The sequence below is a fragment of the Actinomycetota bacterium genome (assembly GCA_023488435.1).
GTDB lineage: Bacteria > Actinomycetota > Coriobacteriia > Anaerosomatales > UBA912 > UBA912.
This window is the reverse complement of sequence record JAMDCK010000030.1, coordinates 85,838-108,600: the sequence shown is the minus strand read 5'-3', so window position 1 is coordinate 108,600 and position 22,763 is coordinate 85,838. Positions and strand designations below refer to the sequence as shown.

At 59.9% G+C, this 22,763-nt stretch carries 21 protein-coding genes; all 21 read left to right on the top strand.

Annotated features, from left to right (window positions below; all coding sequences use genetic code 11):
- Positions 1–640 precede the first annotated feature (640 nt).
- Positions 641–886: a hypothetical protein gene (locus tag M1617_04990; GenBank protein ID MCL5887645.1), complete on the top strand. Its 246-nt coding sequence runs from the start codon at positions 641–643 to the stop codon at positions 884–886.
- A gap of 70 nt (positions 887–956) precedes the next feature.
- Positions 957–2,618 carry a Flp pilus assembly complex ATPase component TadA gene (gene tadA / locus M1617_04985; GenBank protein MCL5887644.1) on the top strand — a complete coding sequence of 554 codons (1,662 nt, stop codon included), beginning with the start codon at positions 957–959 and terminating at the stop codon, positions 2,616–2,618.
- A 3-nt stretch (positions 2,619–2,621) separates the two neighbouring features.
- Positions 2,622–3,812, top strand: coding sequence for a phosphopentomutase (locus M1617_04980; GenBank protein MCL5887643.1), 1,191 nt, complete (start codon positions 2,622–2,624; stop codon positions 3,810–3,812).
- Between the two features lie 30 nt (positions 3,813–3,842).
- On the top strand, positions 3,843–6,482 hold the full coding sequence (locus tag M1617_04975) for a CBS domain-containing protein (protein ID MCL5887642.1): 2,640 nt from the start codon (positions 3,843–3,845) through the stop codon (positions 6,480–6,482).
- Positions 6,479–7,144, top strand: a complete 666-nt coding sequence (locus tag M1617_04970; GenBank protein MCL5887641.1) for a site-2 protease family protein — start codon at positions 6,479–6,481, stop codon at positions 7,142–7,144. The genes M1617_04975 and M1617_04970 overlap by 4 nt, the downstream gene beginning before the upstream one ends.
- Before the next feature lie 79 nt (positions 7,145–7,223).
- Positions 7,224–8,213: a tryptophan--tRNA ligase gene (gene trpS / locus M1617_04965; protein ID MCL5887640.1), complete on the top strand. Its 990-nt coding sequence runs from the start codon at positions 7,224–7,226 to the stop codon at positions 8,211–8,213.
- A gap of 20 nt (positions 8,214–8,233) precedes the next feature.
- On the top strand, positions 8,234–9,016 hold the full coding sequence (locus M1617_04960; protein ID MCL5887639.1) for a segregation/condensation protein A: 783 nt from the start codon (positions 8,234–8,236) through the stop codon (positions 9,014–9,016).
- The gene (gene scpB / locus M1617_04955; protein MCL5887638.1) at positions 9,013–9,621 is read left to right on the top strand and encodes an SMC-Scp complex subunit ScpB; all 609 of its coding nucleotides are present in this window, start codon (positions 9,013–9,015) and stop codon (positions 9,619–9,621) included. Before M1617_04960 ends, scpB begins: the two co-directional genes overlap by 4 nt.
- Before the next feature lie 8 nt (positions 9,622–9,629).
- Positions 9,630–10,367, top strand: a complete 738-nt coding sequence (locus tag M1617_04950; protein MCL5887637.1) for an rRNA pseudouridine synthase — start codon at positions 9,630–9,632, stop codon at positions 10,365–10,367.
- The gene (locus tag M1617_04945; GenBank protein MCL5887636.1) at positions 10,364–11,140 is read left to right on the top strand and encodes an adenosylcobinamide-GDP ribazoletransferase; all 777 of its coding nucleotides are present in this window, start codon (positions 10,364–10,366) and stop codon (positions 11,138–11,140) included. Before M1617_04950 ends, M1617_04945 begins: the two co-directional genes overlap by 4 nt.
- Positions 11,141–11,172: 32 nt before the next feature.
- Positions 11,173–12,270, top strand: coding sequence for a histidinol-phosphate transaminase (gene hisC, locus M1617_04940; protein ID MCL5887635.1), 1,098 nt, complete (start codon positions 11,173–11,175; stop codon positions 12,268–12,270).
- Between the two features lie 17 nt (positions 12,271–12,287).
- Positions 12,288–13,433, top strand: a complete 1,146-nt coding sequence (locus tag M1617_04935; protein MCL5887634.1) for a prephenate dehydrogenase/arogenate dehydrogenase family protein — start codon at positions 12,288–12,290, stop codon at positions 13,431–13,433.
- A 7-nt stretch (positions 13,434–13,440) separates the two neighbouring features.
- The gene (gene aroA, locus M1617_04930) at positions 13,441–14,775 is read left to right on the top strand and encodes a 3-phosphoshikimate 1-carboxyvinyltransferase (protein ID MCL5887633.1); all 1,335 of its coding nucleotides are present in this window, start codon (positions 13,441–13,443) and stop codon (positions 14,773–14,775) included.
- Positions 14,776–14,815: 40 nt separating this feature from the next.
- The gene (gene cmk, locus M1617_04925; GenBank protein ID MCL5887632.1) at positions 14,816–15,502 is read left to right on the top strand and encodes a (d)CMP kinase; all 687 of its coding nucleotides are present in this window, start codon (positions 14,816–14,818) and stop codon (positions 15,500–15,502) included.
- Positions 15,499–16,173: a 1-acyl-sn-glycerol-3-phosphate acyltransferase gene (locus M1617_04920; GenBank protein ID MCL5887631.1), complete on the top strand. Its 675-nt coding sequence runs from the start codon at positions 15,499–15,501 to the stop codon at positions 16,171–16,173. The genes cmk and M1617_04920 overlap by 4 nt, the downstream gene beginning before the upstream one ends.
- Positions 16,170–17,012, top strand: a complete 843-nt coding sequence (locus tag M1617_04915; protein MCL5887630.1) for a 4-hydroxy-3-methylbut-2-enyl diphosphate reductase — start codon at positions 16,170–16,172, stop codon at positions 17,010–17,012. The genes M1617_04920 and M1617_04915 overlap by 4 nt, the downstream gene beginning before the upstream one ends.
- Entirely contained in the window at positions 17,009–18,304 is a 1,296-nt protein-coding gene (locus tag M1617_04910) for a DUF512 domain-containing protein (GenBank protein MCL5887629.1), read from the top strand. Before M1617_04915 ends, M1617_04910 begins: the two co-directional genes overlap by 4 nt.
- 57 nt (positions 18,305–18,361) lie before the next feature.
- Positions 18,362–19,669 carry a ribosome biogenesis GTPase Der gene (gene der / locus M1617_04905; protein ID MCL5887628.1) on the top strand — a complete coding sequence of 436 codons (1,308 nt, stop codon included), beginning with the start codon at positions 18,362–18,364 and terminating at the stop codon, positions 19,667–19,669.
- A gap of 6 nt (positions 19,670–19,675) precedes the next feature.
- Positions 19,676–20,392 (top strand): glycerol-3-phosphate 1-O-acyltransferase PlsY, encoded by a 717-nt coding sequence (plsY, locus tag M1617_04900; protein ID MCL5887627.1) that lies wholly within the window; start codon positions 19,676–19,678, stop codon positions 20,390–20,392.
- The gene (locus M1617_04895; GenBank protein MCL5887626.1) at positions 20,389–21,405 is read left to right on the top strand and encodes an NAD(P)-dependent glycerol-3-phosphate dehydrogenase; all 1,017 of its coding nucleotides are present in this window, start codon (positions 20,389–20,391) and stop codon (positions 21,403–21,405) included. The genes plsY and M1617_04895 overlap by 4 nt, the downstream gene beginning before the upstream one ends.
- 123 nt (positions 21,406–21,528) lie before the next feature.
- Entirely contained in the window at positions 21,529–22,746 is a 1,218-nt protein-coding gene (locus M1617_04890; protein MCL5887625.1) for a pyridoxal phosphate-dependent aminotransferase family protein, read from the top strand.
- Positions 22,747–22,763 lie beyond the last annotated feature (17 nt).

Genomic DNA, 22,763 nt, shown 5'->3' with positions numbered 1-22,763 from the left:
ACTGACCCATAGTGACTTGCGTTCTTGAAGAGCTTGAGATAATATTCACGATGTGTTGCGCGAGAGCGCAACCCCTTACCCCTGAGCCTCAAGGTGCCGGCCTTGGGGCTCCCCCAATTAAGCGCCACTTTCATCGGGCAGTGCGAGCGGCGATACGTCTTTGAAAATCATCTCCCCGAGTGCTTGAATTCGCCTAAAGAGGGTCACGTTATCGGCCGATAAGTGAAACATGATCATCTCAGACGAACAGCTCACTCAGGTCATAAAATATCTTCGGATTTCCGAGAGGCGGCCAAGCGACCCGAGCGACGCATGCGATTGTTTTTGCGATAGCCCGGATAAGGCGCTGGTCGAACAACTTCGTCGTGAGCTACTCGCATTGCCTGATTGTCGGAACGATCGAGTTCAAGAGGTCCGTGCAAAAATATGCGAAGATTATCCGATACCAGCAGATGTGGTTGCCCGTAAGATGATAGCCCGATCTATTTCGGATGCTATCCGCTGACTCGACTTCGCGAATTGATTTCCGGATTGAACCAACATCCGCTCATGTAATATTCTTCTGTTCGCACAGCGACTTCGTCAGAGATCGGAGATCCCCACAGTGAAAAGTCTCCCTCGATCCTTGATCACACTGAGTATGAACGCATTCCTGATTCTCGCCGTGCTTCTCACTGCCTCCACCATTGTCCGTTTTTTTGGGGTTTTGGAGGCCCACGCAGTCGGCGCCTGGATCGCGAATCTGGGGGTGCTCCTCACGCCGGAACTTGGATTGCCGGTTGTCATCACACCGTTTGGTGGAGTGTTCGACGCGGACATGGTGGCGGTGATCGCCATCATCATTTTATGTGAGTGGATACTTAGCCTTGGTCGCAACAGGCTTTGACATACGGTTCCATCGTAATCATTCTTGTGTGATCGACTCGTAGGTCGATCAAATAAATCAGGAGGCCGATTTGAACTTCAAGGGAGATCGTCTCGGAGAGTTGTTGATTGACAGCGGGGTGATCACACGCGATCAGTTGGCCGAAGCACTCGCGTTGCAGGCCAGGGGAGGCGGCCGACTAGGCGAAGTCCTAGTTAGGACCCTCGTTCTAACCGAGGACATGATTGCTGACGCCCTAGCGCGACAAAAGGATCTCGAGTACGTCTCGTTGTTGACGTATCCCATTGATCGCACCGCAAGTCAGCTGATTCCCGAGCGTATGGCTAAGAGGCGACAGGTAATCCCCATCGGCTTCGACGAAGAGGTCCTTATACTTGCAATGGCCAACCCCCTCGATATCGAGTCGATTGATGACGTCGAAATGAGGACGGGGTATCGTGTCAGGGCGGTAGTTGCCAGCGCCTCCCAGGTAAGGCATGCGATTGATAAGTTCATTGTCTCTGCCGATGCCCTTCAGGACATCGTTCAAAGCACCAAGCAGGTTGATGAAGAGATTGAACTTCAGGCCGCTGATGATGTGCCTGTTGTCCGGCTAGTCAATCAAGTCATAATGGAGGCCGTCCGAGAAGGAGCCAGCGACATCCACTTCGAGCCAGAGCTCAGGTCGCTCACGATCCGGTACCGCGTGGATGGTGTGATGCGAAAGGTGATGGAGCTTCCTCCCGGCGTACGTCCTGGAGTCACGAGTCGCATCAAGATCATGGCTGAAATGGACATCGCTGAGAGGCGTCTTCCTCAAGACGGCAGGATATCGGTCAAAGTGGACGACCGTTCCGTAGACATCAGAGTCGCAAGCCTTCCCACGCCCAATGGTGAGGCACTGACATTGCGCCTACTCAACTCGGAGCTTGCCTTCCATTCCGTACAGCAACTTGGGCTTACTGAGAGCATGATGGACTCCCTGGTGCGCCTCATCCACCGCCCGTATGGCGCCATTCTTGTTTCAGGCCCGACGGGCTCCGGAAAGTCAACCACTTTATATGCGTGTCTCCATGAGATTGCTGATATCACTCGTAAGGTCATCACCATCGAGGATCCAGTCGAATATCAGATGAGTGGAATCACCCAGATGGCGGTCAACACTAGGATTGGGCTTTCGTTCGCATCAGGTTTGCGTACCGTTCTCAGGTCCGACCCCGACGTCGTCATGGTTGGTGAGGTTCGCGACCCGGAGACTGCCGAGATCGCGATTCGCTCTGCACTGACCGGGCACTTGGTGTTCTCGTCGATTCACACCAATGACGCTCCGTCGGCATTGACACGCCTGACTGACATGGGGGTCCCGCAATACATCACCTCGTCCGCGGTACTCGGTGCCATCGCACAGCGTTTGGTCCGCGCACTCTGCCAGGAGTGCAAGATCCCGTTGAAGGTCCCAGAGACAAGACTTCTTGCGGCTGGATTTTCTCCTGATGAGTTTGGGGATCTCACTGTATGGGGCCCAGAGGGATGTGATCACTGTGGAAACTCCGGATTCAAGGGGCGGATTGGGGTCTTCGAGTTGATGGAGATCGACGATGCGATCATCGCTGCATTCCTTGATCGGGCACCCGCCGAAAGGCTGCGAGAGCTCGCAATTGAGTCCGGGATGGTCCCGATGCGCCAGAACGCCCTTCAGAAGGTCAGAGACGGCATCACCTCTCTCGATGAGATCGATAGGGCGGTGTTCTGACACGTGGGGCCTGGTAGTGGACTCACTGTTGTGCTCGTGATCGACGGCGTGGGGATCGGCCCTCTGCCCGATGCGCATCTCTATGGGGATGAAGGCGCAAATACTCTGGTGAATGTGGCCAGGTCGGTCGGAGGCCTTCACCTACCCAACCTGACGCGAATGGGTTTGGGTAACATCGCCAGGATCGACGGGGTCGACTCGGTCCAAGATCCAACCGCATCCTGGGGTAGATGCGCCGAGGCAAGCGTGGGGAAGGACACCATCACCGGGCACTGGGAGATGATGGGCCTGGTATCGAGCTCGCCATTCCCAACGTATCCCGAGGGATTCCCTTCGGACCTCCTCGAATCCTTCACTCGGGAGACAGGGCTTCAATGGCTAGGTGGAAAGCCGGCAAGTGGAACACAAATCATCGAGGAGCTCGGAGACGAACACGTGTCCACAGGCGCTCCGATCGTCTATACCAGTGCGGATTCGGTCTTTCAGATCGCTGCGCATGAGAGGGTCCTCGACCCGCGCGCACTATATGAGCTGTGTGCCCTCGTCAGAGACCGTGTTTGCGTCGGCCCCCATGCGGTCGCACGCGTGATCGCCAGGCCGTTTGCGGGTCCAGATTCCTCAGGTTCGTACTTCCGAACGTCCGGCCGAAAGGATCTCTCGCTTCCGCCATCGGGTCCCACAGCGCTTGATGCGTTGGCCGAGAGTGGTATCCACTGCACGGGGATCGGGAAGATCGCCGAGATGTTCAGCTACCAAGGAATCGCCGAGTCGATCCCTGCGACAGACAACTCCGACGCTCTAGCTAAGACCACTGCACTCATCGAAGAGGGCAGGAGGGGATTCATCTTCGTGAATCTTGTTGATTTCGACATGCACTTCGGACACCGCAGGGATGCTCACGGCTTCGCCAATGCTCTCGAGCGGTTCGATTTTGGCCTTGCGCAGGTCATCGGGGCATTGCGCGCCAACGATCTCTTGATCATCACCGCTGACCACGGGTGTGACCCGACCACGGAATCAACCGATCACACACGCGAGTACGTCCCCTTGCTCGCACATGCCAAAGGCCTCGATCTAGGCGCATCCCTAGGGACAAGGTCGAGCTTCAGTGATGTCGGGAAGACGATACTCGACTATCATCAGGTGACGAACACTTTGCCCGGGACATCGTTCCTGCAAGAAGTGCTTGGCTGAACACTCGATCGCGTCACTGGAGGGAGCATTGTGCAGATCGTCACCGGGCACGCCAACCCCGATTTCGACTCCTATGCCGCCATGGTTGCGGTCACCAAGCTTTTTCCGGGCACCGTTGGCGTGTTCCTCGGCACGCAGAATCCCAATGTTCGGGCCTTCCACAACCTCCACCAGGACTTCTTGAAGATCGTGGACCTCAAAAGTCTGGATCTCTCGGCGGTCACGCGCCTCTACATGGTGGACACCCGCGATCCCGATAGGATCGGTGAGCTGGGTGAGGTTGCTCGGCGTCCAGGCGTCGAGGTCATCGTCTACGACCATCATCCCGCATCCGAGGATGACATCGCCGCTGCCGAGGATCGCTCGATGGATGTGGGCGCGACCACCTCGATCCTCGTGCACGAGCTGCATACACGTGGCGTGAGTCTTACGCCCCTTGAGTCGAGCCTGATGCTCCTTGGCATCCATGAGGACACCGGTTCGCTCACGTATCCGGGCGCCACGCCGTTCGACTCACAAGCCGTCACTTTCATGATGGAAGCGGGTGCCGATCTTGAGGTAGTCGACCAGTTCTTGGCCCGAAGCCTCGATGATCGACAGAGAGTTCTCCTTGACGAGTTGCTTGCATCATCGCAACTCTTGCATATCAACGGCCAACGCATATTCGTCGGATGGGCTACCGCCGACGGCTACGTAGACAGTGCCAGCATACTGACGCATCACATAATCGAAGATCTCGGGCATCGAGCCGTCATCGCTATCATCGAGATGGGGGAGCGCATCCAGCTTGTTGCTCGTTCGCGTATCCCAGAGCTCGATGTAGGCGCCGTCATGTCTCGCTTAGGCGGGGGTGGTCATCCTCAAGCTGCCTCGGCAGCACTGCGTAAATCGCCGAAGGAAGCGGTCTTGAAGCTGGTCGAAGAAGCCTTGGCAGCCGAGGTGAAGCCCCCGATAGTGGCCTCCGACATCATGACAGCGCCGGTCCGCGTCATCAGTCCGCAAGATTCGATGGCCACGGCCGGTTCGATGATGTCGACCTGGGGTCATGGTGGCTTGCCGGTGGTTCAGAACAACAAGCTGGTGGGGCTGGTCACCCGAAAGGATTTCGACAAGGCCCATCGCCACGCGCTGGACCACGCACCAGTGAAGGGCTTCATGGCTCGCGATGTCATCACCGTCCCGCCGGACGCACCGATTCTAATCCTGCAACGCTACCTGGCCACCGCGGGAATCGGTAGGGTGCCGGTGGTTCTTGACGACGAGCTCATCGGCATCGTTACACGGAAGGATCTGTTGAGAGGGTTGCACGGCGAACAGTATCTTGACAGGAAATCCCCCGGAATCCGAGAGAAGTCGATGGAGAGGTTCTTCGAGTCCTTCAACTTGTTGCTCCCAACTGAGGTCGCTGATTTCACCAAGCGCATCGGAGAACTCGCCGACGAGAACGGCATCAGGGCCTACGTGGTCGGTGGTTTCGTCAGGGACATGCTTCTCGGGACTCGCAATCTTGATATCGATGTGGTTGTAGAAGGAGATGCGATCGCTTTCGCGCAAGCTGCTGCGCACCGCTTGGGTGGGCGCGTGAAAATCCACAGGCGCTTTGGAACCGCGATCTTGGTTGTTTCCAAGAGCCTGCACATCGACATAACAAGCGCCAGGACCGAATATTATGCCCGTCCAGGCGCGCTTCCGACAGTTGAGAGGTCTTCGCTTCGGCAAGACCTGTTCAGGCGGGATTTCTCGATCAACGCGATGGCTGTGTGTGTGAACCCGGACTCGTTCGGCCAGATCGCAGACCCGTTCGGTGGATTGAAGGACCTGGAGCGCAAGAGCCTCAGGGTCTTACATACCCTCTCGTTCATCGAGGATCCAACACGAGTCATGCGTGCCGCCCGATTCGAGGAGCGGTACGACTTCCGCCTCGATCCGATGAGTGAAGACCTGGCTCGCCGAGCCATCGCAATGCAGCTGCTCGATGAAGTCTCTGGTGCCAGGATACGCGAGGAGCTGCTCGACATCATCGACGAGGAGGATCCGGCGTCCATCTTTGGGCGTCTCGCAGACATCGGCGTGCTGCAGACCGTGATACGCCCCGGTGCGAAGCCTCAAATGGTCATCGAATCGATCAGGTCGTCCAGCGACGCTTATGACCGCATAGCTCCGTTGTTCTCCCGAACCCCACGCAGGCGTCTGGTGCTCATCGCAGCTATGGTGGCAGCCGCTGGGAGACAACCCGCTGAACGGTGGCTCAAGCACATGCGTTTCGGCAGGGAGTATTCCGAAGGCGCCTTAGTGGCTGCCGAGAGAACCCCCGAGCTGCTCCTCAAGCTGCGCGATGGGCGGAAGATGCGGAATAGTCGACTGTTCAGACTACTGAAGAGCGTCCCGGACCCAGCGTTGGTCGTATTGTGGGGAGCAGGGGATGTCCGGGTGCGCGAGCGCATCGAGCACTATCTGATCGATCTTGCCCGGATCAAACCGTCTATCACAGGAGATGACCTCACCGCACTTGGGCTTTCCCCAGGCCCGCAATACTCGGCTATACTTGCCGAGGCATTCGACATGCGCCTCGATGGGCACGTTGCCGGCCGGGATCAGGAGTTGGCTAACCTGGAGCGTCTGATCGCAAAACGCCATCGCGGCACCGCCGCGGCTAGGGAGCTTGAATGACGGTAGATACGATCTTGAATATTGCGATCGGTGTGGCACTGATCATACCAGCCATCGTCTTGCACGAGGTGGCTCACGGATACGTCGCGTATCTGCTCGGCGACAGCACAGCCAAGAACCTCGGAAGACTTTCCCTGAACCCAGTACGTCATGTCGACCCTTTTGGAACTTTCCTGCTCCCTTTGATCCTGCTAGTAGGAAGCGGCGGACAGATGGCTTTCGGTTACGCCAAACCTGTGCCGATAAACACCGCGGCGTTCAAGAACCAACGAATGGGCATGTTCTTGACGGCCATCGCAGGCCCCTCGACGAACCTGTTACTTGCTCTAGTGGCCGGCCTAGCTTTTCGTGCGACCGGAGTCTTTCCTGAGAGTATTGTCACCGCAATCGTTGGATACATACTGCTAAGATTCGCAGTGATCAACCTGGTCTTGATGTTCTTCAACCTGATACCGTTTCCGCCCCTCGACGGTTCGAGGGTCTGGCCCCTGTTTTTGAGCAACCGCGGTATGCGCATCTACGACCAGCTTGAGCAGTATGGCTTCGTCATCTTGATCGCTGCCGTTTGGCTGCTACCTTCGGTGCTAGGATTCAATCCGCTAAGCTGGTATTTCGATCTTACCGTCTCGCCCTTGATCAGCCTGTTTGCTGGCATCGGCTGACGCCCGCGACATCATATACATTCAACGACAGGCTGAGGATCCTCGGCAGAACAAGACAACAAGGAGATTCGACGACTAGATGAAGAAGCGAGCACTCACAGGATACAGGCCGACGGGACGGATGCACCTCGGACACTGGTTCGGGAACCTGCAAAACATGTTGGAGATCCAGCATGAGTACGACGCATTCTACTTCGTGGCTGATTGGCATGCGCTCACAAGCGATTGGGCCGATCCCTCGCAGATCCGCCTCTTCACAGAAGAGATGGTGATCGACTGGTGTGCTGCGGGACTCGATCCCGACAAGTGCACGATCTATCGCCAGTCCGACGTTCCTCAGGTCGCTGAGCTCGCGATGTACTTCTCGATGGTTACCCCGATGGGTTGGCTCGAAAGGGTGCCCAGCTACAAAGAGCAGCGCGCGCAAGTCACCGACAAGGACCTGGGTAACGCGGGATTCTTCCTCTACCCGCTACTGCAGGCTGCAGACATCGCCCTAGTTCTATCCGACGTGGTGCCGGTCGGTGAGGACCAACTACCTCACCTTGAGCTGACGCGCGAGATCGTCAGGCGTTTCAACTCGACATACGGCGAATACCTCCGCGAGCCTCAGGCTGTGATCGCAAAGCACGGAGCGAGGGTCCCTGGGCTCGACGGCCGCAAGATGTCCAAGTCCTACCAGAACGCGATCTTCATCTCCGATACGCCCGATGAAATCCGCACCAAGGTCAAGTCGATGATGACCGACCCTGCCCGCAAGCTCAAAACCGACCCCGGGGACCCCGAACTCTGTCCGCTGCACCAGGTCCACAAGTTGATCGGCGATCCCAGCCGGATCGAATCCTGGGAGGATTGCTGCCGCAACGCTACCTGTGGATGCGTGGCCCACAAGAACGAGTTCGCCAATGACCTCACAGAGTATCTAGCCGATTTCCAGGCCAGGCGTGCCAAGATCGCTTCGACGCCGGGTTATGCCGAGGAGGTCCTTCGTGCCGGTGCCAAGAAAGTCATACCCGTCGCTGAGGAAGTGCTCGCCACCTGTCGCCGGCATCTGTCGATCGATGGCTGAGTTCGGAAGCGACGCGGATTGTGACGTATAAAGTACGGACATCTGGCTTCGAAGGACCCTTCGATTTGCTGCTGCACCTGGTTTCCCGCCAGCGGCTGGACATCAACTCGATCTCGGTCGTTGCGATCACGGATCAGTATCTGGAACACGTTGAGCGGATGAAGGAGCTCGACCTCGATGTCGCCAGTGACTTCCTGCTGGTGGCCGCCACTCTGCTCGAGATCAAGGTCGCCTCGCTTCTCCCGAAGGATGCTCCGATGCTCGTCGGCGACGAATATGACGACCTGTCGCCAGAGGAAGCCAAGAATCTGCTGGTCACACGCTTGCTCAAGTACATGCAATTCAAGAATGTGGCGCTGGAGCTCATGGCGCGACATGAATCCGAGATGCGCACCCACAGGCGCCACGCTCCGCTGGAGGAGCCATTCTCGCGACTACTGCCCGATTTCCTGGCGGAGGTCACGCTTCATAACCTCGCGGTGACCTGTGCTGAACTCGTATATCGCCGAGAAGCCTTCATCCTCGCCGCGGATCACGTTGCGAGCATGCCTTTGTCCCTGGAGTCACGCTGCCGAGCCCTCGCCAAACGGCTGATCGACACGAAACGCTTGAGGTTCCAGCAGCTCGTTGAGGAATCGAACGGTTCACCCGAGGTCGTCGTAGTCACCCTGCTGGCGGTCCTTGAGTTCTACAAGCGGGGGATAGCTTCCGTGCAACAGGATGAGGTGTTCGGCGACATCCTCATCCAGCTCCTGGACGCTGACGCAGCAATGACCCCGATCGATATCGAGGAGGAAGAATGACCACCGACGATACCCGCCAGCTCACAGGCGCGATCGAGTCACTGCTTTTCGTAAGCAACGAGCCGGTCACCGCTGCCAAGATCGCCAAAGTTCTAGAGATCACTGATGCCGAGGCTCTGGCATGTATCCAGGCGCTGGCTTTAGAGTACGCCGACTCAGAGCGCGGTTTCCAGCTTCGAGAGGTCGCTGGCGGCTGGCGGATGTGCACCCACCCTGCATTCCATGAGTATGTCGAGAAGTTCGTGCTCAGTTGGGACACCCGGCGCGTCACCCAAGCCGCTCTGGAGGCACTTGCGGTCATCGCCTATCACCAGCCGGCCACAAGAGCGCGGATCAGCGCTGTCCGAGGCGTCAACTCCGATGGCGTCATAGGGTCCTTGATCGAGAAGGGCCTCGTTACCGAGATGGGTCGCGACAAGGACCACGGTAACGCGATCCTCTACGGCACCACCCCGGCCTTTCTCGAGCATTTCGGGTTGAAAGACCTCTCGCAGTTGCCTCCGCTGGAGGAGTTCGCACCGGATCCCGCCACCGAGAATGCGCTGCGGGAACGCCTAGGGGCACTCGACGGCTCGATCCTTACGGACGTCGACGGACAGCCCTGATGGTGTCGATGCGTTTGCAGAAGTTCCTTGCGCGCAGCGGCGTAGCCTCACGTAGGGGTAGCGAGAACCTGATGACTGCAGGTCGAGTCAAGGTCAACGGGGTCGTGGTCACCTGTCTGGGTACCAAGGTCGATCCTTCGGCGGATGTCGTTACTGTTGACGACCGACTCATCGATCCTGGCGGTGAACCCGTATACCTGATGCTGAATAAGCCAGTCGGGTACATCACCTCGATGGGGGATCCCTTCGGCAGGCCAACCGTGGCTGAGCTTGTTCCCGATGACATCCCGGGACTCTTTCCGGTGGGGCGGCTGGACATGGATACCACAGGACTGTTGCTGTTCACCACCGATGGTGCCATGGGCTACAGGCTGCTGCATCCAAGTTTCCACGTGAGCAAGGTCTACCTCGTCGAGCCCGACCGACCGGTCACCGACGAGCAGCTTGAGGCCCTTTCGGCAGGTGTGATGCTCGATGACACGCTCACATTGCCAGCGACCGCCAGGCGCGTTTCCGGCTATACTGGCATCCCACGGGTCGAGCTTGTGATCACCGAAGGTCGCAAGAGACAGGTCCGCCGGATGTTCACTCGCGTTGGCAATGGGGTCGCTGGACTCCACCGGGCCGCCTTCGGGCCGCTCAGGGTCGACGGGCTGCAGGAGGGCGCATGGCGCCACCTCACCGAGACGGAGGTCCAGGGTTTGCGTGAGCTGATGGATGCCGAGAAGGAGTCAGCACTGCCATGATCAAGGATGCGCGAAGAGCTTTGGCTCTGTTGACTGTTGCGCCGGATACTCGTGATCCGGTGGATCGATCTGGCGCCACAGGGTGGTTCCCCTGGGTCGGACTGGCGCTGGGCGCCGTCACGGTCCTACCGCTTGCTGTCGTGGCTGCGCTCAACGCCGACGGAGGGCAGGGGGAGATCATCGCGCGGGCGGCGGTGCTCTTTGCCATGCTCGTCGTGGGCATCCAGGGACTTCTCTCCCGCTTGGTGCACTTCGAGAGCTTCGCCCGTCTGATGCACGCTGTGTTCAAGGGGAAGACCCCGCGCGAGCGTTTGGCGTTACTCGAGACCGAGTCGATCACATACGTAGGGGCCGCCGCTGTTGCGCTCGCCACCTTCCTCTACATCGCTGCGACCACCGTTGTCCTGGGCAGCGACAATGAGATCTGGCTTCTGATCGCAGTGCCCGTGCTTGGGAGGCTATCGGCGACTTTCGGCGCATGGTTTGGCAGCTCCGCGACACCTGACGGCCTCCACGCAGGGATGATCGGCCAGCCTAAGCCACTCACAATCATCATCGCTGCTTCTGCGCTGGTGCTTGTCGCCGCTGGAATGTTCCACTTCTACGACCGCACCGGGCTTATCTGGCTTGCGTTCGCTGCCTTCGTCGCCCTGAGTATCCCGCATCAACTCGCCGAGAAGTTCAAGGGCGTGACGGGTGACGTCATGTGGGCGAGCGTGCTTATCACTGAGGTTATCGCTCTGGTCTTCGCTGCAATCTGGCTTGCTTGGTGACGGGGCCGGATGATGAGGATCGGAGGGTAACGGTGGATTTCGGCAGACTGATACGCAGCGAGTTGGATGCGCTGACTCCTTACACGCCGGGACTGCGTGCATCGGAGGTCAAGGAGAAGACCGGCGCTGCGCGTATCGTGAAGCTGTCGAGCAACGAGTTCTCGGCCGGGCCCGTGCTTGAGGCGGTTCGCGCGATCGAGGCCATGGCGCTGCATGCCAACCGATACCCGGATGGTTCGGCCAGAGCCCTTAGAGGCCGCATCTCGCGATGGCTGGATGTCCCCCGGGACAACGTCGTGGTCGGAGCCGGTTCCAACGAGCTCATTCGGCTCATCGCCCAAGCCGTACTCAGGCCCGGCGATGAGTGCGTGTTCGCCTGGCCAAGCTTCGTGGTGTACCCGATTGTCACGCAGATGTTCGGCGCGACGGCTGTTCCCATCCCGCTGAAGGCCGACGACACCCACGACCTCGAGGCGATGGCCGATGCGATCACGGAGCGCACCCGCCTTGTGTTCCTGTGCAATCCCAACAACCCGACCGGCACCATCTACCACCGCATCGCCTTCGAGCGGTTCCTCGGCAGGTTACCCGAGCATGTGTTGCTCGTCGTCGATGAGGCGTACTTCGAGTTCGTTGCCGATGAGCACTATCCCGATGCGCTGCGGTACTTCGATTCGGCGCCTGCGCTTTGCGTGATGCGCACGTTCTCGAAGATCTACTCGCTGGCAAGCCTGAGGATCGGTTACGGTGTGGTTCCCGAGCCGATCAGACATGCGATCGAACGCCTGCGCGAGCCCTTCAACACGAGCGCGCTGGCTCAGGCCGCTGCCTACTACTCGATTCCGGAGCACGATGAGATCGAGCGGCGGCGCGCCGAGAACATCGAGTCGCGGGATCGGATGTGTGAGGCATTCGACCAGATCGGACTGGAGTACGCCGCGAGCCATGCGAATTTCGTGTACGTGAAGACCGACGAGCCGCAGCGCTTGTTCGAAGCCTTACTCGCCGAAGGGGTCATCGTGCGGGATTTCGGCGCCAGTCCCGCACTGCGTGTGACGGTGGGCGACCCTGAGGAGACTGCGTTCGCTATCACGGCTTTCGAGCGAGCATATGCCAGACTTTACGGATGATTAGAGGATCGAGGCTGATGGAGTTCCAAAGGATATGCATCATTGGAGTGGGCCTGATCGGCGGGTCGTTGGCTGCGACTGCCAAGAGCGTAGACCCGGCGATCACGATCTTTGGGATCGATAGGGATTCCGAAGCGCTGGCTCATGCGATCGCCGCCGGCTATCTCGACGACGGCGTGACCCCGTGTGACGCCCGGGTGCGCGAGTGGCTCGGCGCCGGCGGACTGGCGCAGGGCGCTTGCGACCTCGTGATCCTTGCAACGCCGGCATCGTGCGCTGACGAGTGGTTCGCTTTCCTCGGCGCATCCGGTTTCGAGGGCACCGTCACCGACGTTGCGTCCACAAAGCGCCCCGTCCTTTCCGCTGCCGAGAAGCACCTGGCGTTTCCTGCGGGGTTCGTGGGTGGGCACCCGATGGCGGGGTCAGAGGTATCCGGCGTCAAAGGTGCTCGGAGCGATCTTTTCAAGGGTGCCTACTATGTGCTGACGCCGACCCGGGAGACAAGTCCTGAGGCGTATCGCAAGCTGCATGCCTTCCTGACACGCCTGGGTGCGCGGGTCATCTCGGTCGACGCGAAGGAGCACGACGAGGCCGTGGCCATCATCTCGCATGTGCCGCATGTGACCGCCTCGGCGTTGGTGAACCTGGCGAAAGGCCATGCCGGCCAGGGCGACGACATGCTTCGTCTGGCCGCTGGCGGCTTCAAGGACACCACCCGCATCGCCGCAGGCAGCCCAGAGCTGTGGACGGGCATCTGCCTGGACAACCGCGAGGCCATCACCGAGGCCATCGAGGAGCTGCGAAGCGTCTTGGGCGACTTCGCGGACAAACTCGCCCGACAGGACAGCGAGGGGATCATGCAGTGGCTCGCGCAAGCCGCCGATATCAGGCGTGCGCTGCCTACCCAGTGGGTCCCAGCGTCCGTAAAGCTCACAGAGATCATCATCCCGATGGCCGATCGCCCAGGTGTGATCTTCGAGGTGACCTCGGCGGTGTGGCGCGCGGGTTGCAACATCGAGGCGATAGAGATCGACCACCTCTCCGAGGATTCGGCGCTGCTTGTGCTGGTGATCACCGATGAGGGCGACCTCGAGCGCCTGATCGCTGACTTGTCCGCCGAAGGATACGCCCCGACCGCCCGACCGATCGAGTCGGGGAAGTGAGGACTTGATGCGATTTGCAGTCAACGGAAATGGTGAGCCGCTGCGTGGGCACCTCAGGGTCCCGAGCGACAAGTCGCTTTCGCACAGAGCGGTGCTGTTCGCGGCGATGGCTTCCGGGACATCGCGCCTGACCGGCGTGCTCGATAGCGCCGACGTGCGTGCGACTATCGGGGCCGTCGCCTCTTTGGGCGCCAAGGTCGAGATGCTGCCGCCAGCCGAGGACGGCCTCGCTATGCGGATCACCGGCTGGGGAGATGACGGTCCGCGACCCTCGAGCGCGACGATCGACTGCGGGAATAGCGGGACTACTGCGCGGCTGCTGATGGGCGTACTCGCTGGCTGGCCGCTATCGGTGACGCTTGTGGGGGATGAGTCCCTCTCGGCAAGGCCGATGCTGCGGGTGACCGATCCGCTCACCTCGATGGGGGCGCGATTCACAACCCGTGAAGGCAGACTACCCGTCACCGTCGAGGGCGGCACTCTGGCGCCGATCCGCTACGCGAGTCCTGTGGCAAGCGCGCAGGTCAAGAGCGCCGTGCTCCTCGCAGGACTCCGCGCCTCCGGGCGCACCGCCGTCAGCGAGCCCGCGCCCAGCCGCGATCACACCGAGCGGCTGCTTGCGGCGTTCGGCATCGCGGTGGATCGCGACACAGCGACCTTCGAGGCTTCGGTCGAAGGCCCCGGGCGGCTTACCGCGGCTGACGTCGTCGTGCCCGCTGACCCTTCCTCCGCGGCGTTTCCGGTCGTGGCAGCGATGCTGGTCCCCGGTAGCAGCATCCGGCTTTCCGATGTCGGACTCAACCCCACACGCACGGGCTTCCTGCGGGTCCTCGAGCGCATGGGCGCCCGCATCACGATCACTCCCACGGGCGACCCGGACACCGCAGAGCCCATCGGCGAGATCGCCGCCGAGTACACCGATTCGCTGCAGGCTACGACGGTTTTCGCTACCGAGGTACCCTCGCTCGTCGACGAGATTCCGGTCCTCGCCGTGCTGGCCGCCCGCGCCTCAGGCGTCACACGCTTCGAGGGTGTGGGGGAGCTTCGGGTCAAGGAGACCGATCGCCTTGAAGCCGTACGCGACGGGCTCTCGAAACTCGGCGCCGAGGTCACAGTCACCGGTGATGTCCTCGAGGTTGTTGGTGCGGGGAGTGCGGCCCAGGGCTCCTCGGCGATCTTCGCAGGCGCTCATCTCGACTCTCTAGGAGACCATCGCCTCGCGATGGCGTGGGCTGTCGCGGGACTCGCGGCTTCGTCCCAGGTCACGATCGATCGCTTCGAGGCCGTTGACGTCTCGTACCCTGATTTCGCCGATGACATGCGTTCGCTGGGTGCATGGTGAGAGCAGCCGATATCTCCCGATTTCGACCGAAGGGATTGCAGTGATAGTCGCCATCGATGGACCCGCCGGCTCAGGCAAGTCCACTGTCGCCAAAGCTGTGGCCGAGCGCCTCGGCATCCATCATCTCGACACTGGTGCTATGTATCGCAGTGTCGCGCTGAAGGCGCTGAGGGCACAGGTCGATCTCGCTGATGACGCGCTTGTTGGCGAGATCGCTCGCTCGGCCAAGATCGATCTTCGAGTCCTCGATTCCGCTTCTGGTACCCGGCAATCGGCCCAACCCCCGCAGGTGCTGCTTGACGGCGTTGACGTTACCGCCGACATTCGCACCCCCATGGTCGATCAGGCGGTCTCGATGGTAGCGCGCCTCCCGCAGGTGCGCGAAGCGATGGTTTCTCGGCAGCAGGAGATCGGTGCGCGGATCTCGCTCGTTGCCGAAGGTCGCGATGTGGGCACAGTGGTCTTTCCGGACGCAGGGGTGAAGGTCTTCCTGACTGCCTCACCCGAAGTCCGCGCAGCCCGCAGGCACCGGGACCTGGCTCACACTGGCGAGAAGATCGAGGCCTCGGCCGTGGGCGAGATGATCGACCGCCGAGACGAGGCCGACCGCACCCGCGCAGTGGGCCCACTGGCAGCAGCCGCCGACGCAGAGATCATCGACACCTCGGATCTCACGATCGATCAGGTGATCGATCGCGTGGTCGATCTGGTCCGGAGTCGATCATGAGCGCACCAGACCCCCTCATGCCCACGGACGATTTCACCCTCGCAGTGTTTGCTCGCAAGTACCTCGCCGCGCCATTCCGCCGTCTCTTCAAGACCAAGCTGTTCGGCACTCACAACGTTCCCGAGGGGCCGGTCATCTTCGCGGGGAACCACATCTCTTATGCGGACCCCATGATCCTCTGGGCTTCTGCATCGCGTCCGGTGCACTTCATGGCTAAGTCGACTCTATGGAAGAATCCCGTTCTCGCTTGGGGGCTTTCCAGGCTGTGGGCGTTCCCCGTCGACCGCGACAAATCCGACCGTAAGGCGATTCAGATCGCAGAGACGCTGCTCAAGCGTGGCGACACGGTCGGTATCTTCCCCGAAGGCACTCGAAACCTCGCTGGAACCGCCGACGCACAGCAGGGAGTGGCCTTCATCGCTCTTCGCGCTGGCGTTCCTATCGTCCCGGTCGCCATCGTTGGCACCGAGAAGATCCGCCCGCGCGGAGTGCGCACGATCCGCTTTCCGCAGATCACCATCGCTTTCGGCCCGCCCATCGAACCCGCGGATTTCACCGAAGGCTCGCGGAAGGAACAGATGGCGATGATCACCTCGGCGGTCATGAAAGGCATCGAATCCCAAGTCGCCAAGGTGCGCGAAGGCAAGCTTGAAGAGGGGAGTGCGAGATGAAGGTCCGGGTCGCTCGGCACGCCGGGGTCTGCTATGGAGTCGAGCGCGCACTCAAACTCGCCGAGGAGGCCGCCTGCGCAAGCACTGCAGTCCACACACTCGGTCCGCTGATCCACAACCCTCAGGCCGTGAGCGAGTTGCGCGAGGCGGGAATAGTCGCAGCGGAGTCGCTCGATGAGGTCGGCGAGGGCGTGCTAATCATCCGCTCGCACGGTGTCGACCCTGCAATAATCGACTCCGCCCGGGCCAAGGGGCTCACTGTCATCGACGCGACCTGTCCGCACGTGAGCAAGGTGCATCAGGCCGCAAGTGTGCTGCGTGATGAAGGCTACCACGTCGTCATCGTCGGCGAGGCCGATCATCCCGAGGTCGAAGGCATCATGGCCCACGCAGGCGGAGAAGCCCTCGTGCTCCAGAGCGAAGCCGAACTGCCGTCACACATTCCCGCAGGCAAGGTCGGCGTGGTCGTCCAAACCACCCAATCCCACAAGAGCCTTACCGCAGTCGTCGACGCACTCGTGCCCCGTTCGCGCGAGATCCGTGTCTTCAACACGATCTGCTCCGCCACCGCCAAGCGCCAGCGTTCCGCCGAGAAGCTCGCAGCAGACGTCGATGTGGTGATCGTGGTCGGGGGGTACAACTCCGGCAACACAGCCCGCCTCACCGAGGTCAGTAAAGCCGTGAATCCTCGAACCTGGCAGGTTGAGACCGCAGACGAGGTCGACGAATCCTGGTTCACCGGAGCCACGATAGTTGGCGTCACCGCCGGTGCCTCGACGCCCGACAAGCAGATGCGCGAGGTCATCGCAGCGATCGAGGCGATCGGAACATCGATGTGATCAAGTTCGTTGAGCCCGGATCCCCAGCACACCGGCAGGGGATCGTCGCTGGAGACACGGTAGTTGCCGTAGACGAAAACCCCATAGCCGACGTCATCGACTGGCAGTGGTACTCCGCCGACGACCACATCACGCTTTCTATCCTGACCGCCGAAGGGACCGCTCGCACCATTGAGTTGACCCGGGATTTCGGCGTTGGTTGGGGAATCCACTTCGAGGACCGGCTCTTCGACGGGATCCGCAGTTGCCGCAACAAGTGTGAGTTCTGCTTTGTGGCTCAGCTACCGCCAGGCCTGCGCAAGACGCTTTACGTGCGCGATGATGACTTCCGCCTCTCGTTTCTGGACGGCAACTTCATTTCGCTGACCAATCTTAGCGAGTCCGATCTCTCCCGGATCATCGAACAAAGGCTCTCGCCCCTCTACATTTCCCTTCACGCCGTCAACCAGAAGGTCCGCTCCCGGCTGATCGGATGCGCGCTGGACAACGCGATCGTGAGCCTGCTCACGCTCACGGAGGCTGGTATCGAGGCCCATATACAAATCGTGCTCACGCCACAGGTCAACGACGACGGCGTCCTCGAAGAAACCCTTACATGGCTCGCGGAACGCAACAACATCCTCTCGGTTGGGATAGTCCCCTTAGGCTACACCAGCCATCAGTCCCGCTTCGGATCATCGTGGGAGGATCCCTCGGCGGCCCTCTCCGTTATCGAGCAGGTGCGACCCTGGCAAGTTAGGATGCGCTCGGAGATAGGTATCGATTGGATCTACCTCGCCGATGAGTTCTACATCAACGCCGGCCAGCCCCTGCCAGACGCCACCCGTTACGACGGATTCCCGCAGTACGAGAACGGCATCGGCATCGCTAGATACTTCCTCGACGACATCGCGGCATCCAACAAAGCCCTGGGTGAGGCATTGAGAGCCTTCGCACCCGAGGTGCGGATCACCCTTGTCACTGGGACCCTTGCGGCCGGTGTGGTGCGAGAAGCGCTCTCAACTATCGATTCCCACTCCCGAGTCCGCGTCCTCGAGGTGGAGAACTGCTTCTTCGGAGGAAACGTCGGCGTCACGGGTCTGCTTGCCGGGCGCGATATCGAAGAAGCTATCCGCGACGATTCGCAGTCGGATTCGCCAGCCGACCTCTACCTGGTTCCGGATATCATCTTCAACTCCGACGGCCTGACGCTAGACGATTTGACCGCCGAAGATCTCTCCGCCGCGCCACCAGCCCGACTTCGCATCGTGACCGCCGACGCCGCCGGTCTTTTGAGCGGCCTGCACCCGTGATATCCTGATAGTTCGATCCTGACCGGCTATATCTCAAGAAGTACTGGTGAACCCTCGATGACACTACCTATCGTTGCTGTTGTCGGCCGACCGAACGTTGGCAAGTCGACATTCGTCAATCGCATAGTTCAATCCGATACCGCGATCGTGCACCCTTCATCGGGCGTGACGCGCGACCGCTCCTACCACAGGGCCGACTGGAACGGCCGTGAGTTCATGCTCATCGACACCGGTGGTATCGAGACCGCAAAGGACGATCCCTTCTCGGAGTCGATCCGCGCGCAGGCTATCATAGCCGCCGAGGAAGCCGACGTCATCATCGTCCTTGTCGACGGGAAGGCCGGTGTAACCGCTGATGATGAAGCCATATCCAAGCTGCTTCGCCGAGTAGACAAGCCGATCTTCCTCGCAGTGAACAAGATGGACACGCCCAATAAGACTCTCGAGATTCACGAGTTCTGGAACCTAGGGATGGGTCAGCCATGGCCGGTCTCAGCCACCCATGGCCACGGGACGGGAGACCTACTCGACGAGCTTGTCGAACAGCTACCCGAGCCTGCACCTCACGTAGACCTTGATGCTATCGATGTAGCTATCATCGGACGGCCCAATGCGGGCAAGTCTTCGCTACTCAACCGTATGGCGGGCGTTGAGCGCGCCATCGTTAGCGATGTCGCTGGCACTACGCGGGATGCACTCGATGTCATGGTCGAATATGGTGACCAGCGTTACCGCCTGGTCGACACTGCAGGCATTCGCCGAAAGTCCCAGATCGACGAAGATGTCGAGTTCTACGGCTTCGTTAGAGCAATGCGCGCCATTGACAGGGCGCAGGTAGTGCTTCTCGTCGTCGATTCGACGATCGGAGTCACAGATGGCGACCAGCGGATTGCCCGATTCGCCAAAGAGCGAGGTACAGCAATGGTAGTCCTGCTCAACAAATGGGATCTCATCGACGATCAGGAAGAGCGCGATGAGATCAAATGGCAGATCGAAGACAAACTCGGGTTCGTCAGTTTCGCCCCGGTCCTGAGGATCAGTGCCCTCACTGGCGCAAAGGTCCACAAGATCTATCACACCATTGATCGTGTGTGGGACTCCTACACCAGGGAGATCACAACGAATGCGCTTAACAGACTGCTCACCGAGATGCGTGATTTCGGACACACCGTGAGCAAAGGATCTGCGACCTTGCGTATGCACTACGTCACGCAGACGCGGACCTCTCCGCCCGGATTCACGTTCTTCGCAAACAACCCCAAGCTTGTCGACGACTCGTTTCGGAGGTACGTCGAGAACCGCCTGCGGTCGACGTTCGACTTCACCGGAACGCCGATTTCGGTAAAGTTCAAGCCGAAGGGCTGATCGGGCGTGGAGACGATACTGCTCGCTTCAGTCGTTGCGACACTCTCGTACTTCGTAGGAGCCATCCCTTTCGCCTTGCTCATCGGAAAATGGTTCTTTGCGACCGACGTGCGCAACCACGGCTCCGGAAATCTAGGCGCTACAAACGTCATGCGAGTACTCGGCTGGAAGGCTGGGCTTGCGGTATTCCTTCTCGATGCTGCGAAAGGTGCCGTCTGTGTTCTCTTCGCTTCGGTGATACATCCCGCTGCAGCGGGAGAGCCGATGCAGGATATTCTATACATCGGTGCCATGATCGCCGCAGTCATGGGCCACTCGTACTCACCATACATCGGTTTTCGGGGAGGGAAGGGAGTCGCCACGGCAGCCGGAGCCATCTTAGTCCTAACGCCCGCAGCGTGGCTTGGCACGTTTCTGACCTTGGTGGCCGTCGTCGCCATCTTCAAGATGGTCTCGCTTGGATCCATAGCTGCGGCAATCGTTTATCCGGTGCTGACTGTCGCGATTTACAGCGATCGCCCTGCAATCGTCGCAATGGCGGTCCTAGTTGCGGTCCTCGTGATCTGGCGACACCGGGTCAACATAGTCAGGATCGCCAAAGGGCAGGAGAGCAGGATCACTGACAAGAAGGTAGTGGTGGACATTCCTGCCAAAGCAGTTTCAGATAGCTTATCAACGGCGGGCGCGCCCTCGATGAGCGACGAGCACAGGAGCGGATCATGAGTATAGCTGTAGTGGGTGGCGGCTCTTGGGGTACAGCGGTCAGCTGGCTTCTCGGCAACAAAGGCATCGAGGTGTCGATGTGGGTCAGAGAACCCGAGATAGCCGAGTCGATCAACACTTCGAGCAGGAACCCGGTCTACCTCAAGGACATAACGCTTTCGGCATCTGTTTCAGCGAGTAGCGACATCAAGGCGGCGGTTTCCGGGGTCGATGCGATTGTCATCGCCACCCCTAGCATCGCAGTCAGAGCGATGGCGCAAGCCATGAGCGCATATGTGGCGGCCGATATTCCGGTTATCGTGCTGTCGAAGGGGGTCGAGAGCGGCACATCAATGCTTATGACCCAGGTGCTAGCCGATGTGCTCGGCAACCCTGAGCGTCTTGCAGCACTCTCCGGCCCCAACCACGCCGAGGAAGTCAGCCGAGGAATCCCAACCGCTACTGTCGTCGCCTCCCACGACGAGGTTGTCGGTAGGTTCTTCCAGGAGCTCTTCATGACACGCACCTTCCGTGTTTATACGAACCCCGATGTCGTCGGCGTCGAGCTTTGTGCCGCATCCAAGAATGTCATCGCGATCGCTGCAGGGATGTCCGATGGCCTAGGGTATGGCGACAACACCAAGGCGACCCTCATGACACGCGGACTCGCCGAAATGGCACGCTTAGGTGCCACAATGGGTGCGAATCCGCTGACCTACATGGGCCTTGCAGGAGTCGGCGACCTCATCGCCACATGCACATCGAAGCACAGTCGCAACCGTTCGCTGGGTGAGCACGTCGCCAAGGGAGGCGACGTCGCGAGCTGGGAAGCAAAGACCAAGATGGTCGCCGAGGGTGCAGTCAGCTGTATCACCGTTGACGAACTTGCCAGACAGCACGGCATCGAGCTTCCCATTACGATCCAGGTTCGGGAAGTACTCCATGCACAGGGTTCCCTGGAGGACGCAGCCCGCTCCCTGATGGGCCGAGAAGCCCGCGATGAACTGCACGGCATGGGGCTTGTCGACGACTGACCGCTAGCGTTTCTCGGTAGAGGACATCTGCTTCTGGTATCATGTGCACAGAAGTGTACACATCATGATATCGGGCGCCCGATACCGACTCTCGATAGGGGGCAGTGGATGCATCTGGAAACGATGGAACGCACAGACACACTCAACGACGGGATCGCTGCACGCGTTGGGGCTTTGATCGAAAGACGCGATTCACTCATAGATGCCGATCGGTACTTCTACCTCAAAGCCATCTCGGGGGCCACAAACAATCGAGTCCGCACTTCGGACGGCTCCGAATACATCATGCTCGCCTCATACAGCTACCTGGGTCTGATCGGACATCCCAGGATCGATGAGGCCGCCAAGCGCGCCATCGAAACGTATGGCACGGGCGCAGGAGGAGTTCGACTCCTCACAGGGACGATGGATCTCCACGAACAACTGGAGGCCCGGATCGCGGCTTTCAGCGGCCGAGAAGATGCATGCGTTTACTCGAGTGGCTACGTCACCAACCTTGCGATCATCACTGGGCTTACTGGTCCTGGTGACCTAGTGTTGATGGACAAACTCGACCACGCCTCGATTGTCGACGGAGCGCTGCTCTCTGGTGCCAAGTGGAAGACGTACAGGCACAACGACATGACGCATCTTGAGCGCCTGCTCTCAGAGGCGCAGGGGCAGTACCAGACCGTTCTCGTGGTCGCCGACTCGGTCTTCTCGATGGACGGCGACATCATGGATCTGCCACGCACCGTAGAGCTTTGCCGCCGATATGGTGCGAGGCTGATGGTGGACGAGGCTCATTCGATTGGATCGCTCGGAGCGACAGGGCATGGAGTTGAGGAGCACTTCGGTATGCCGGGTGTCATCGACTTGAAGATGGGAACGCTCTCCAAGTCGATCCCGTCTGTGGGCGGATATCTGGCTGCATCCAAGGAGATCGTCGACTACCAGAGGCACATGTCCAGGCCATTCATCTTCTCTGCGGCGTTGCCACCAGCGCAGGTTGCTGCAGCGATGGCTGCTCTCGACGTGATTGAGGATGAGCCTGAGAGGGTCTCTGCGCTACACAGGGTCACCGAGCGCTTCACAGCAGGACTCAAAGCGCAGGGCTGGAACACCATGGATTCAACCACTTGCGTGGTGCCCGTTCTCGTCGGCGAGGAAGGGCTCACGATGGACTTGACGCGCCTGCTGTTCGACAGCGGAGTCTTCGTGTGTCCGATCGTGCACCCAGCCGTTCCACGCGGGATGGACAGGCTGCGGACCTGCCTGATGGCGACGCACACCGACGACGACATTGACACTGCACTTGCAGCTTTCGAGTGCGCCGGGAAGACCCTTGGCCTTATCGGCTAACCGGCCCCTCTTCACTG